Origin of the sequence: Arthrobacter sp. UYEF20, assembly GCF_040546335.1 — a bacterium.
In the GTDB taxonomy this organism is placed as follows: Bacteria; Actinomycetota; Actinomycetes; order Actinomycetales; family Micrococcaceae; genus Arthrobacter.
The window spans coordinates 122337-134527 of the sequence record NZ_JBEPNP010000002.1 but is presented as its reverse complement, the minus strand read 5'-3'; the positions used below and the strand labels follow the sequence as shown (position 1 = coordinate 134527).

Below are 12191 nucleotides of genomic sequence, written 5' to 3'. Positions count from 1 at the left end.
GGTGTGTCGCGCGATTGGAGCCGTCAGTGCATCGTGCGGGCAGGCTCGGTCCGCCAGGCTTGGCGCAGGCGCTGGCCTACTTCTCGGCGTTCCGGTTGTCGGTCCGCCAGCGGATGCCCGCGTCGATGAAGTCGTCGATCTCGCCGTCGAACACCGCGGAGGTGTTGCCCACCTCGTGTTCGGTGCGGAGGTCCTTGACCATCTGGTACGGGTTGAGTACGTAGGAGCGCATCTGGTCACCCCAGGAGGCCTTCACATCGCCGGCGAAGGCCTTCTTTTCGGCGTCCTCCTGCTCCTTCTTGAGCAGCAGCAGGCGGGACTGCAGCACCCGGAGGGCAGCGGCACGGTTCTGCAGCTGGGATTTCTCGTTTTGCATGGACACCACGGTGCCGGTGGGGATATGCGTCAGGCGCACGGCCGAGTCGGTGGTGTTGACCGACTGGCCGCCCGGGCCGGAGGAACGGAACACGTCGACGCGGATTTCGTTGTCCGGGATGTCGATGGAGTCCGTCTGTTCAATCAGCGGGATCACTTCGACGGCGGCGAAGGAGGTCTGGCGGCGGCCCTGGTTGTCGAAGGGGCTGATCCGGACCAGGCGGTGGGTGCCGGCCTCGACGCTCAGCGTGCCGTAGGCGTAGGGTGCCTTGACTTCGAAGGTGGCGGATTTCAGCCCGGCCTCTTCGGCGTAGGAGGTGTCCATGATGGTGGTCGGGTAGCCGTGGCGTTCGGCCCAGCGCAGGTACATCCGCATGAGCATTTCGGCGAAGTCGGCGGCGTCCACGCCGCCGGCGCCGGCGCGGATGCTGACCACGGCTTCGCGTTCATCGAATTCGCCGGACAGCAGCGTCACGACCTCGAGTTCCTTCAGCGCCTTCCGGATCGATTCCAGCTCCGTGGCGGCTTCCCCCATGGAGGCGGCGTCATCCTCGTCCTGGCCAAGCTCCACGAGGACTTCGAGGTCGTCGATCCGCGAGGTGAGCGAATCCAGGCGTGCCAGTTCGGACTGACGGTGCGAGAGCCGGGAGGTGATCACCTGGGCGGCTGCGGGATCGTCCCATAGATTGGGTTCACCGGCCCGTTCGCTCAGTTCGGCGATGTCTTCCTTCAGCGCCTCGACATTCGAAACGTTTTCGATGGAGGCGTAGGTGGCGCGCAGCGCGCGGATTTCTGCGGGAAAATCAATGTTAGCCATGGTTTTTTAACCCTACGCTATCCGTGCTGGCCGGTCCGCCCGGGCTGACCTCGGTGCTGGGCCTGGCCCGTGGCCGGGCGGGGGCACATTGACGCGGACCCGGCGGTATTTGGCGGCGAAACCCGTGCCGCGGCCCTCAAAGTGCCCCCGGACCGCCCGGGCGTCTCTGAGATCGGGCGGCGCGGCAGGCTGCTAGCGGGTGAGCCGCGAGCGCGCCGTCGAACTCGCCTCGACTCTGATGCCGTCCGGGACCAGGAAATTGACCACCGGAGGATGCACAGCGACGCTCAGGGTCACGACGGCGGTGGAACCGTCCGGGCTGCCGGTTTCGGGAGCCAGGGCGAGGCCGCTGAACCGGGAGAAAGCACCGTTGCGCTCCAGGTAGTCGACGGCGGCGCCCCTGACCCTTCCGCCGTCCAGCACGGCGGTGGGCGTTCCGGTGAAATTCTCGATCTGCCCCAGAGTGAAGCTGTCGGCCGCCGCCACCGAGGCGCCGTCGGCCAGCGAGAGCAGCTTCTTGTGCTCAATGTAGACGCTGGACACGGCCACGACGACGGTCGCGACGAGCAGGGCGAGCACGACGTAGCCGATGATCAGCACCGCCATCTGGCCGCCTTCCCCGTGGTTTGCCCTGTGGTTTGTGTGCAGCCTTCTGTGCCGAGCGCTGCGCCGCCTGCTGCGGCGCCCGCTGTGCTGACTGCCGCCGGGGGCCGGCCGGGCGATCGTGCGGGTCACCGGAAGCGTCCGACCAGCTGGGTCGCCGAGGCGCTGAGCCGGCTCGCATTGAGGTGGAGGGCATCACTGAACGGAACAAACGGCAGCGGAACGGTGAGATGGACGGTGACGGTCACGGTGGAGCCGGCAGCCATACAGTCAGCCGGCTGGCAGCTCGTGTCCAGGCTCGCATTTCCGGCCTCCTGCCCGTGGTCGGCGAGCGCCAGCAGGACGGCCTGCTCCGCGGCGGCCCTCCCGCTCACCGCATCCGGCTGGGAAACGAAGACCTTGGCGGCCTGGTCCGCGGCCCCGACGACGGCGAAGGAGCCTCCCTGGATCTGCCCTACGGTGATGACGAAGTAGACGAGCGGGACCATCAGCAGCAGGGACAGGAAGGTGAATTCCACCACCGCGCTCCCCTGTTCGGAGCCATTGGCTCCGCTGGACTCCTGGCAGTCAGGACTGGATGGCCGCATGCCCCCGCACCTCCAGGAATTCCCGCGGCCCAATCAGTCCGATCACCGGCAGCGGGGCACGGACGATCACCTCCAGAGTACGGATGCCCTGATAGGTGGTTTCACTCGTGGTCACGTCTCTGGCAAAGTCAGGGTTGAGGGCCACGCCGATCAGCTGGGCCGTCCGGTCCCGGGCATCTCCGGAATTGCGGTCCGCGAGCGTGCCGTATCTCGCACCGGAGGCGGCCGCGTCGATCAAGGTGTTCCGGACGTGGAGGACCAGGGTGAGCTGGATGATGGCCAGAAAGAACAGCGTCAACAGGCCGCCGACCAGGACGAAGTCCACCACGGCCGCGCCCCGGTCCGCTTCCCGGCCCGTTTCCCGGTCCGCGCCCCGGTCCGCTTCCCGGCCCGCTTCCCGGTCCAGACCTCGGCCCCAGCATTCGCCGGGTGCACCCACCGGTTACTGCCCGACCTTGTCCATCGCCTGGTTGAACAGTCCCTCGAGCGCCGGCCCCGCGATCGCCAGCAGTGCGGCGACGAGAACAGCCGACATCAGGGTGATCATCACCCACCCCGGCACGTCCCCGCGTTCAGGGTGGTCCCGGCCCTGGGCCGGCCGCCGTTCCCGCGCTGCCCGTGCCGATGGCCGCCGAAGCAGCGTGCTCAAGGCGAAGATCGACATTGCCATGCGGATACCAATAAGTTTCACTGTGTCCCCTTTGTACTGGTGGTTGGAGCTTTGTCTACGCTATGGTCCTGTTCTTTTCCTGTGGCCTCGTTCATTACCTGTTGGCCTAGAGTCCGAGACTGATGGCAGCCAGACCCGGGAACACCGCAAATACGACAGTGAGCGGCAACACCCCGAAAACGAGCGGCACCATCATCCCGATTTCCTTCTTTCCGGCTGATTCCATCAGTTCGCGTTTCGCCGTGTCCCTGACATCCTGCGCCTGGGCCCTCAGCACGTCGGCCAGCGGCGTCCCGCGTTCGACGGCCACGATCATTCCGTCCACGAACCGGATCAGCGGGCCCAGGTCCGTCCTTGACGAGAACCCCTGCAGCGCGTCGACCAGGGGCGTCCCAGCCCTGGTCTCGGCGAGAACGCGGGTGAATTCCTTCGACAATTCGCCGCGGGCGCTTCGGCAGACCCGGTCCAGCGCGCCCGTGGCACTCTCGCCCGCACTGACAGCGAGCGCCATGAGTTCCGCGATGCTGGGGAATTCCGCCATCATGCGGGACTCCCTCCTCTTGATGTGCGCCGACAGCACGTAGTCCCGAAGCAGGTAACCGCCGCCGGCGCCGGCCAGTACGACCACCGCGGCAATCGTGGGACTGAACCGTCCGGCGGCGCCGAAGACCATCACCGCGCCGACGGCCAGTACCAGGCCCCCGGCTCCCCACAGGAGTTGCTCGGCCCGGAAATCGATCGGCGACTTGGAGCTCCCCGACCGGGCCAACCGGCGCGTCAAGGCCGAGGTACCGGGGTTGATTTTGCCCAGAGTGGCGATTGCGTCCCGCAGCACCGGCCGGAGAATCCGTTCCAGCGGACCAAACGGGGTCACGTCCCGGGCCGCTGTGCGCAGCAGTCGCGATTCAAGGTTGTGGGACTTCAGCTGCGGCCCGATTCGCTCGGCAAAGCTGATGGGTCTCATGAACGGCAGCCGCACGAGCAGGAGCCAGAGTCCGCCGCCGAGGACCAGACCGCACACGGTGGCGCTGGCCATGAGCCCGCTCAACGCAGGACCCTTTCATCTTCCGGGAGGGCTCCGATGCGCAACATGATGGCGTAAGAGACCAGGGAGGTCGCGAGACCGCCCAGCAGGACGCCCGCTCCGAGCGGCGTGTTGTAGGCCGCTACAGCTTCGGGTCTGCTTGCCAACAGGACGAGGACGATCCACGGTGCGGCGACCGCGAGGCGTGCCGCATTGACGGTCCAGGATTGCCGGGCCTCCAGTTCGCTGCGGGTCCGGGCGCTCTCCCTCAGGAACTCGGCAAGGGTGCCCAGGAGGCGGCCCAAATCCGACCCGCCCACTTCCCGGGTCAGCCGGAGCGCCTCGACAATTCTGTCGGCCACAGGGTCGGCCAGACGATCCTTCAACCTGGTCAGGGACGGATCGAACCGGCCTCCCGAACGGTAGTCGGAACCGAAGTCGCGGAACACCTGACGGAGCTCCAGCGGACCGTTGTCTCCGAGCTGGATGAGAGCCTCGGGCAGCGAGAGGCCGGCCCGAATGGCGGATCGCAGGTGGTCGACGACGTCGGGCCAGAGCTGGCGGAGGACGCCGGCGCGTTTCCGGGCCCGCCACCTCACGACGGCCATCGGCAACCAGGCGCCGAACAATCCGAAGCAGCCCGAGATCGGCCAGGACCTGGTCAGTGCGAAGAAGACGAGGGTCGTAAAAGCCCCGACGCCGAGGCAGCTGGCCAACAAGCCCGGTCCGCTGACCTTCTCTATGCCCGCAGTCCGCAGCAGGTCCTCTAGCCTGCGGCTTCGCGGCGCGCGCTGGGCAGCTTGCGGCTGCTCCCAGGCGGACCACCAGATCAGCAGAAGTCCGGCCCCTGCGAGCACCCCGAGCAGCGGGGCCATTAGCGTGGCTCCAGCAGCGCAGCGACGTCATACCCGGAGCGCGCGAATTTCTCCGCAGCGGGCATTGAATTGGCTTTGGGCTGAAGCTGTCCGTCGATCATGGCAAAGACCATGGAAGATTCGATGATGCCGTTTTCGACTCTGCGTCCGAGCGAAAGGATTTCCGTGACCTGCCGGCGCCCGTTGGCGTACCGGCTGCAGTGGACCACCAAGTCGATGCAGGAGGCGACAGTAGGAACGACGAAGGCACTGGAGATATTCTCCCCGGCCAGCAACGGGAGGGTACACAGCTTCGTCACGGCGTCATGGGCCGAATTCGAGTGAATCGAGCACATTCCCGGCAACCCGGAATTCAAGGCGATCAGCATGTCGAGGCTTTCGGCCTCCCTGACTTCGCCGACGACCAGCCGGTCCGGCCGCATTCGCAGTGCCTCCTTGACGAGCCGGCGAAGAGGGATCTCGCCCTCTCCTTCCAGATTCGCCTGCCGGCACTGGAGGCCCACCACGTCACGCAGCGGAAACTGCAGTTCAAAGATTTCCTCCACGGTAATGACACGCTCCCGGGTGCCGATGCCGGCTGCGAGGCAGTTGAGCATTGTGGTCTTGCCTGCCTGGGTGGCGCCGGACACCAGGATGTTGAGGCCGCTGGCCACAGCTGCGCCCAGGAACCGCGCAGCCTGCGGGGTGAGTGTTCCCAGCTCCACAAGGTGTTCGAGCCTGCTGGCCTTAACGACGAACTTGCGGATGTTGATGGCCCAATGCCGCCGGGTGATGTCCGGAATCACGACATGGAGCCGCGATCCATCGGGAAGGGCGGCATCAACGAACGGAGAGGACATATCGAGGCGCCGCCCCGAGCTCTTCAGCATCCGCTCGACCAGGTCCCGGACCTGCTGGTCGGAAAGTGAGATGGAGGTGAGCTCCGATTCGCCGTTGCGGGCCACATAGACCTCATGCGGCGCGTTGATCCAGATCTCCTCGATCCCGGGGTCGTCCAGCAGCGGCTGCAAGGCGCCGAAGCCGGCCACGGCGTCGAAGACGAATCGTCTGGCCGGCTCCAAGGGTCCAATCGGAGGCAACGGCGCCAGGAGGGCCCGCTCGTCATAGTCGCTGACGGCTGCCTCGACGAGGCGCCGGACTTCTCCGGCCTGCCGCAGCGGGTCCAGCCCGCGGCGTCGGATCAGCTCGCGGACTTCATCCTCAACAATGCGCACAGCCTCCACTTGGCCCCCGATTTATGACTGCCGCCCTGCCGCCGAGGCAGGGCAATCGGGTTAAAGCTATGGGAGGGTGATCGGCGCGACAATAGCGCGCGAGGCGGTATGTGGATAACTGCCAAGATTTCGACATGACAACTTTCCCGTGAGCAACACCAGAACCACTGGTTTCACAAATCCACCGATGTTAGGGTGAGCGCGATAACAAACCATCTCTGGCCCCGGACAGCCTTTTCGCAGTTCAACCGGGCACTAGACCTACGTGACGCGGCTCGGACAGCGTGTCATTGCTCCGGAGCGGAATATGAAGCGGACCCTACTTGCCCCAGCCAGTCAGTGCGGCCGCCGAATCGGGGCCACCATCCTCGCCGTCGCGCTCCTGGCCGGTCCAGGTCTGGCCCAGCCGGCGGGCGCCGTCGAGCCGTCGCCCACCGGGACGCCGGCTCCCGCCGCCACCACGTCTGCTACTTCCCCGCCTGCTCCGACGGCGACCGCCGGCCCCACGGCCGCAAAGACAGCTGCTCCGGCTCCATCCGCTTCCCGGGGCACAACCCAGGCGGCGGCGCCAGCCTCGCCCGGACCCTCCACCGCCAGCCCTGCTCCGGCTCCCGGCGCGCCCAAGGACCCCGCGGCCATGGCCGCGGCAATCGGTCCCGGCGGCGCAGAGATGGGCCAGCGATCGGCCCGGGTCACCTCGTCCTCCCAGGCCCTCAAGAGGTCCAGCCAGTCCGCGGCGATCGGAACGCTCACGACACAGAGCACGTGGTCGCCGTCGTTCGGCATCAAGGGTATGGACGTCAGCGGCCACCAGCCGAGCGTCAACTGGCAGCAGCAGTGGAATTTGGGCGCACGGTTCGCCTACGTCAAGGCCAGCGAGGGCAACTACTACGCCAGCGAGACCTTCGGCTCCCAGTACGAGGGCTCCCGGAGCGTGGGAATGATCCGCGGCGCCTACCACTTTGCGATCCCGAACTGGTCGTCCGGGGCGGACCAGGCACGGTACTTCGTCCGGAACGGCGGCGGCTGGAGCGCCGACGGCGCCACCATGCCGCCGGTCCTCGACTTTGAGTTCAACCCTTACGCCGGCAGGACGATCAGCGGCTTCTACTTCGGGAACACCTGCTACGGCATGTCACCCGGGCAGCTGGCGTCGTGGGTTCACGACTTCGGCAACACCGTGCGATCGATGACCGGCCGGCTTCCCGTTATTTACACCAACACCTCATGGTGGAACCAGTGCCTGGGCAACCCGTCCGGCTTCGGGGACTACCCCTTGTGGGTCGCCTCCTACCCGAGCTCATTCACGAACAACGCAGGACCGGTTCCGTCCGGAAGCTGGAGCAACTACAGCATCTGGCAGTACAGCAGCACGGGGCCGTTCGCGGGTGACTCGAACGTCTGGAACGGCACGTTCTCCCAACTTTCCACGTTTGCCGCCAAGGCAAGTGCGGCCCCCCCTGCGCCGCCACTGCAGCTTTCGTCCACGTACAAGGCCTCGTGGGCCGGGGATTCCGACGGTGACGGCAAACCGGACCTGGTCACGCGGCATTCGGACGGTTCTCTGTGGTTCTATGCCGGGACAGGCGGCGGCGGATACCGGACCGGCCGCGTCATCGGCAGCGGATGGAACATCTACGACAGGCTCGCGGGCGTCGGCGACTCCAACCGCGACGGCAACCCCGACATGGTGGCCCGCCGGCCCGACGGCAGCCTCTGGTTCTACGCCGGCGACGGAAAGGGAAACTACCAATCCGGCCGCCAGATCGGCACCGGCTGGAACGTCTTTGACCAACTGGTCGGGGCCCGCGATGCCAACGGCGACGGAATCCCGGACCTGGTGGCACGAGACTCGGTCGGCGGACTCTGGACCTACGCCGGCGATGGCAGCGGCGGCTACCGAACCGGCTCGAAAATCGGTACGGGCTGGGGCATCTACAACCTGATCGTCGGTTCCGGCGATTTCGATTCCGACGGCATCCCCGACGTCCTGGCACGACACTCCAACGGCAGCCTCTGGTTCTACCCGGGTAACGGCAACGGGGGCTACCGGTCCGGCCGCCAAATCGGTACGGGCTGGTCCATCTACGACCAGATCCTCGGGGCCGGGGACAACAACGGCGACGGAAAGGCTGACCTCCTTGGACGCCGCCCCGACGGCAGCCTGTGGTTCTACGCAGGCGACGGCATGCGCACCGACGGATACAACCTCGCTCAAAAGATCGGCACCGGCTGGAACATCTTCACCCGCGTCACGGGGGTCGGGGATTCCGACGGTGACGGCAAACCGGACCTGGTCACGCGGCATTCGGACGGTTCTCTGTGGTTCTATGCCGGGACAGGCGGCGGCGGATACCGGACCGGCCGCGTCATCGGCAGCGGATGGAACATCTACGACAGGCTCGTGGGCGTCGGCGACTCCAACCGCGACGGCAACCCCGACATGGTGGCCCGCCGGCCCGACGGCAGCCTCTGGTTCTACGCCGGCGACGGAAAGGGAAACTACCAATCCGCCCGCCAGATCGGCACCGGCTGGAACGTCTTTGACCAACTGGTCGGGGCCCGCGATGCCAACGGCGACGGAATCCCGGACCTGGTGGCACGAGACTCGGTCGGCGGACTCTGGACCTACGCCGGCGATGGCAGCGGCGGCTACCGAACCGGCTCGAAAATCGGTACGGGCTGGGGCATCTACAACCTGATCGTCGGTTCCGGCGATTTCGATTCCGACGGCATCCCCGACGTCCTGGCACGACACCCCAACGGCAGCCTCTGGTTCTACCCGGGTAACGGCAACGGAGGCTACCGGTCCGGCCGCCAAATCGGTACCGGCTGGTCCATCTACGACCAGATCCTCGGGGCCGGGGACAACAACGGCGACGGAAAGGCTGACCTCCTTGGACGCCGCCCCGACGGCAGCCTGTGGTTCTACGCCGGCGACGGCATGCGCACCGACGGATACAAGGGCAGCAAAGCCGCGGGGGGCCTGTGACCCCTCAAAGTCCTGCGGAGGCGGCACGCGGGTTCTTGCATTGCGGGAGTCGGCCGGCCAGGCGGGGGGAAGGGCCTGTCAGGCGGAAATTTCTTCGGAGTCACTCGGCGCACGGCTGCCGGACCGGAAAATCCAGTGCTTATAGAGGAGAAAGTTCCACGCCGTGATCAGGGCAGTGGAAGCAATCTTCCCGATCTGATAGCCGAGCCCCATCCACTCAGCAAAATTGACGATGAAGTCAACGGCCGCGGTGTTAAAGGCAACCAGCAAGCAATACTTGAGCAAACTGACGCTTCGGCCATTTTGCGCGCGGAAAGTAAAGACTCGTTGAAGGACGAAGTTGAAGACGAGACTCGTCAGGAACGCGATCGGAGTGGCCAACCACAGCTCAACACCGAAGACCTCGTGAAGCAGCGTGAGAAGGCCGAAATCTATGGCGAAGGATAAACCGCCGACGATCAGGAACCTGGCCACCTCATTGTTTAGCACGACTTTTGAATGCCTTCTGAGCACTTAACCTCTTAGCTTTCAGTGGATCCTGCGTTATCCACGCTAGTAATAACGCCGCCGAAACAATCAAACCGGATCAGGCTATTTTCAGCTCAAGGGAGGCCGCGCACCGATCCAACATAGGCGCCGCCTGCATCGCCCGAGGGGCCGCATCACCCGAGGGTCCGCTGTCAGCGAGGTGCCCTGCTTTCGGTGGGTCCGCATGGAACCCTCCGCTATACGGTAGCATACTGAGGTCGCCGCGTCAGGCTGATGGCACCCACCAAACGTCCTCCATCTGCCTGCATGTTAGATTCGAAAGCGATTCCACGACGAGCCTTTTTAGGACTAATAGTTTGCCAACGACAGCGACATTTTCTTCACGTGTTTCACGATCTAAAGAGAAACTTCTTACGTGGATATGCCTCAATGACAATGCGTTAAAGGTTGCGGTTGTCCTTGCCTATTTGGTTGTTGTGGCCTGCGGAGCCACCACTTCATCCATTGGGATTTCCGTCCTCAGGGAGGACTCGAGCCATCCCCTGGGTCTTCAACTCGGAGAGTCGTCCCGGATTCGGGCGGACGAATACAATGCATTCTCCCCGATTGTCCTTTCGATCATGGCGACCGGCGGCGCACCGACGACGAGCGTGCTTGCTGCCCCGGCGGATCTGGTTCACCGCTACTCGTCCGGTGGTTTTTTTGAATCCATTGTGTTCTTCGATTCCACCCTCCTGCACAGTGCATCGTTCTTGCCGGACGCCATGGTATTCGCTGCCCACTGGTGGCTGCCGGCACTGCTGCTTTTCCTCTTCCTCCCCAAGTGGTTTGTCCAGGTAGGTGCCGGCGGCCGCTGGGGGTGGCTGGCAGCGATGCTGATAGTGCTGTCCCCGGCCGCATCGTGGTGGACGATGATGCCGATCCAGCTCATCGCTTACACAGTGGCAGGTTCGAGTCTTCTGTTGTCCGCGTTCCAGCGGTTCACGCGTCAAGAGCGCCTCATCCCCGCACTGCAAAGCATTGCGGCAGGAATTCTGATCGCCGGAATGCCCAGTTTTTACATCCCGTGGTCCCTTGTTCTTGGCCTGCCCATCCTTGTTGCGACCGTCGCCTGGATTTTCGCCGGCCGGGCAAACTGGAAGCCGAAAATCCTGGCTTTGGGCAGCGCGGGCCTGGTTGCCATGGTGTTTGCCGGGGGTGTCCTCTGGGAAAACCGTGCTGGAATAGCGGCGCTGCTGGAATCCGTGTACCCGGGCTCACGCAGGTCCGCGGGCGCGGCGCAGAGCTTCGGCATGCTCTTCGGCGCTCCGGCCCTGGGCGCGCTGCAGGAGATGACCCCGGTGGGCAGCAACGAAAGTGAGCTGTCGACGGCGTTCACCATCACGTTTGTCTGGGCAGCTTTCCTGCTCGTCGGTCTCAGAAAGTTTGGGCGGCCGCGGGACAACGTCGTCGTCTTGGTCCTGCTGGGATTCGGGCTGACATGGCTCGCCTGGTGCACCATAAACCTTGGAGACCAGAGCGCAGCTATCCCCCTGCTGAACTACATCCAGCCCGGCCGGGCGGCCCAGGTCTGCGGGATAACCGGAGCCGTCCTGGTCTGCCTGCTGCTTTCCCGTCTGCCGGCCAGGCCTGGCTGGCGGCTCCCGGTTGTCTCGGCTGTCGCCTGCGGCCTGATTACTGCCTACGCCGCTTCCCTGCTTCAGCAGTCCCAGCTTCCCGTGATCACGCAGGAGTTCATCGCTCTTGTGGCTATCGCCGTCGCCGTCGCGGTCTTTTGCGTGACGCGGTTTCCGCACAGGATCTGGCCGATGCTGCTTGTCTCCGCTCTGGCCGCGGTGCCTGTCATCAATGCAAACCCGTTGCTCTTCGGCATGGGTGATCTGCGCGTATCCGCAACGGCAGGCTACCTGCGCGATCAAGGAAAGACTGCACGGGAAACGGATGGGGTGTGGGCGTCCGACTCACCGGCATTTGACACCGTCATGCTGGCCAACGGTGTCCCGTCGCTGAGCGGGCTGCAGCGATCCGGGCCCGACAAGACGCAATGGGCCAAGCTGGATCCGGATCAGGCCCATGTAAACGAATGGAACCGCGGTGGCGGATTCGTCTACTTCCAGTGGCTGTCTGGCCAACCCATCTTGTTCGGCAACAATGGCTCGGACTCCGCAATGGTCGGGGCCGACCCCTGCGACCTCAAGCTGCGCATCCCGAACCTGCAGGGAATCGCTTCCACCCACCCGCTGAATGATCCATGCCTCCGAGCGGACCGGGTCCTTAAGTGGTCCGATCAGGACATATTCACGTACAAGTTCTCCTAAGTGCCAGGCGGACGTTCCGGCAGCATCGAAGGCAGGGCAGCGGCACCGCCGTGCGGCGCCTGATTGCTGTTCCGTGCCGAGCACCGGAGGCCGCTGCAACCCGCCGAAATGGCAAGCCGCAAGTGCAAAGAGGCTAGGGTTGTAGGGAGGTAGGACTCGGCACACTCCAGATTGGGAAAGGATTTTCGTTGCGCAATCGGTCCATAGGCGGGGCTTTGGCCTGCATT

At 65.0% G+C, this 12191-nt stretch carries 11 protein-coding genes; 2 read left to right on the top strand and 9 right to left on the bottom strand.

Annotation, left to right across the window (positions count from 1 at the left end):
• Nucleotides 1–76: 76 nt before the first annotated feature.
• From prfB to ABIB26_RS03070, 8 genes are all read right to left on the bottom strand, one after another.
• Nucleotides 77–1192: a peptide chain release factor 2 gene (prfB, locus tag ABIB26_RS03105; protein WP_354239490.1), complete on the bottom strand. Its 1116-nt coding sequence runs from the start codon at nucleotides 1190–1192 to the stop codon at nucleotides 77–79.
• A gap of 192 nt (nucleotides 1193–1384) precedes the next feature.
• Nucleotides 1385–1798 carry a pilus assembly protein TadG-related protein gene (locus tag ABIB26_RS03100; protein ID WP_354239488.1) on the bottom strand — a complete coding sequence of 138 codons (414 nt, stop codon included), beginning with the start codon at nucleotides 1796–1798 and terminating at the stop codon, nucleotides 1385–1387.
• A gap of 125 nt (nucleotides 1799–1923) precedes the next feature.
• Nucleotides 1924–2316 carry a hypothetical protein gene (locus ABIB26_RS03095; RefSeq protein WP_354239486.1) on the bottom strand — a complete coding sequence of 131 codons (393 nt, stop codon included), beginning with the start codon at nucleotides 2314–2316 and terminating at the stop codon, nucleotides 1924–1926.
• Nucleotides 2317–2362: 46 nt separating this feature from the next.
• The gene (locus tag ABIB26_RS03090) at nucleotides 2363–2710 is read right to left on the bottom strand and encodes a TadE family protein (RefSeq protein WP_354239838.1); all 348 of its coding nucleotides are present in this window, start codon (nucleotides 2708–2710) and stop codon (nucleotides 2363–2365) included.
• Nucleotides 2711–2824: 114 nt separating this feature from the next.
• A complete protein-coding gene (locus ABIB26_RS03085) occupies nucleotides 2825–3073 on the bottom strand; it encodes a hypothetical protein (RefSeq protein WP_354239484.1) in 249 nt (82 codons plus the stop codon).
• An 85-nt stretch (nucleotides 3074–3158) separates the two neighbouring features.
• Nucleotides 3159–4100, bottom strand: a complete 942-nt coding sequence (locus ABIB26_RS03080; protein ID WP_354239482.1) for a type II secretion system F family protein — start codon at nucleotides 4098–4100, stop codon at nucleotides 3159–3161.
• Nucleotides 4097–4951: a type II secretion system F family protein gene (locus ABIB26_RS03075; RefSeq protein ID WP_354239480.1), complete on the bottom strand. Its 855-nt coding sequence runs from the start codon at nucleotides 4949–4951 to the stop codon at nucleotides 4097–4099. The genes ABIB26_RS03080 and ABIB26_RS03075 overlap by 4 nt, the downstream gene beginning before the upstream one ends.
• Entirely contained in the window at nucleotides 4951–6174 is a 1224-nt protein-coding gene (locus ABIB26_RS03070) for a TadA family conjugal transfer-associated ATPase (RefSeq protein ID WP_354239478.1), read from the bottom strand. Before ABIB26_RS03070 ends, ABIB26_RS03075 begins: the two co-directional genes overlap by 1 nt.
• A gap of 298 nt (nucleotides 6175–6472) precedes the next feature.
• Between ABIB26_RS03070 and ABIB26_RS03065 the strand changes: the two genes are divergently transcribed.
• On the top strand, nucleotides 6473–9157 hold the full coding sequence (locus ABIB26_RS03065) for a GH25 family lysozyme (RefSeq protein WP_354239476.1): 2685 nt from the start codon (nucleotides 6473–6475) through the stop codon (nucleotides 9155–9157).
• A gap of 78 nt (nucleotides 9158–9235) precedes the next feature.
• On the opposite strand, the gene ABIB26_RS03060 is transcribed toward ABIB26_RS03065, so the two are convergent.
• A complete protein-coding gene (locus tag ABIB26_RS03060; protein ID WP_354239475.1) occupies nucleotides 9236–9631 on the bottom strand; it encodes a GtrA family protein in 396 nt (131 codons plus the stop codon).
• Nucleotides 9632–10002: 371 nt separating this feature from the next.
• On the opposite strand from ABIB26_RS03060, the gene ABIB26_RS03055 reads away from it, so the two are divergent.
• Nucleotides 10003–11964: a DUF7657 domain-containing protein gene (locus ABIB26_RS03055; RefSeq protein WP_502913611.1), complete on the top strand. Its 1962-nt coding sequence runs from the start codon at nucleotides 10003–10005 to the stop codon at nucleotides 11962–11964.
• Nucleotides 11965–12191: the final 227 nt, after the last annotated feature.

What these genes read in the sequence shown, in the direction of transcription:
- prfB (WP_354239490.1), bottom strand. Translation starts at nt 1,192, where the DNA reads ATGGCTAACATTGATTTTCCCGCAGAAATCCGCGCGCTGCGCGCCACC.
- ABIB26_RS03100 (WP_354239488.1), bottom strand. Translation starts at nt 1,798, where the DNA reads ATGGCGGTGCTGATCATCGGCTACGTCGTGCTCGCCCTGCTCGTCGCG.
- ABIB26_RS03075 (WP_354239480.1), bottom strand. Translation starts at nt 4,951, where the DNA reads ATGGCCCCGCTGCTCGGGGTGCTCGCAGGGGCCGGACTTCTGCTGATC.
- ABIB26_RS03065 (WP_354239476.1), top strand. Translation starts at nt 6,473, where the DNA reads ATGAAGCGGACCCTACTTGCCCCAGCCAGTCAGTGCGGCCGCCGAATC.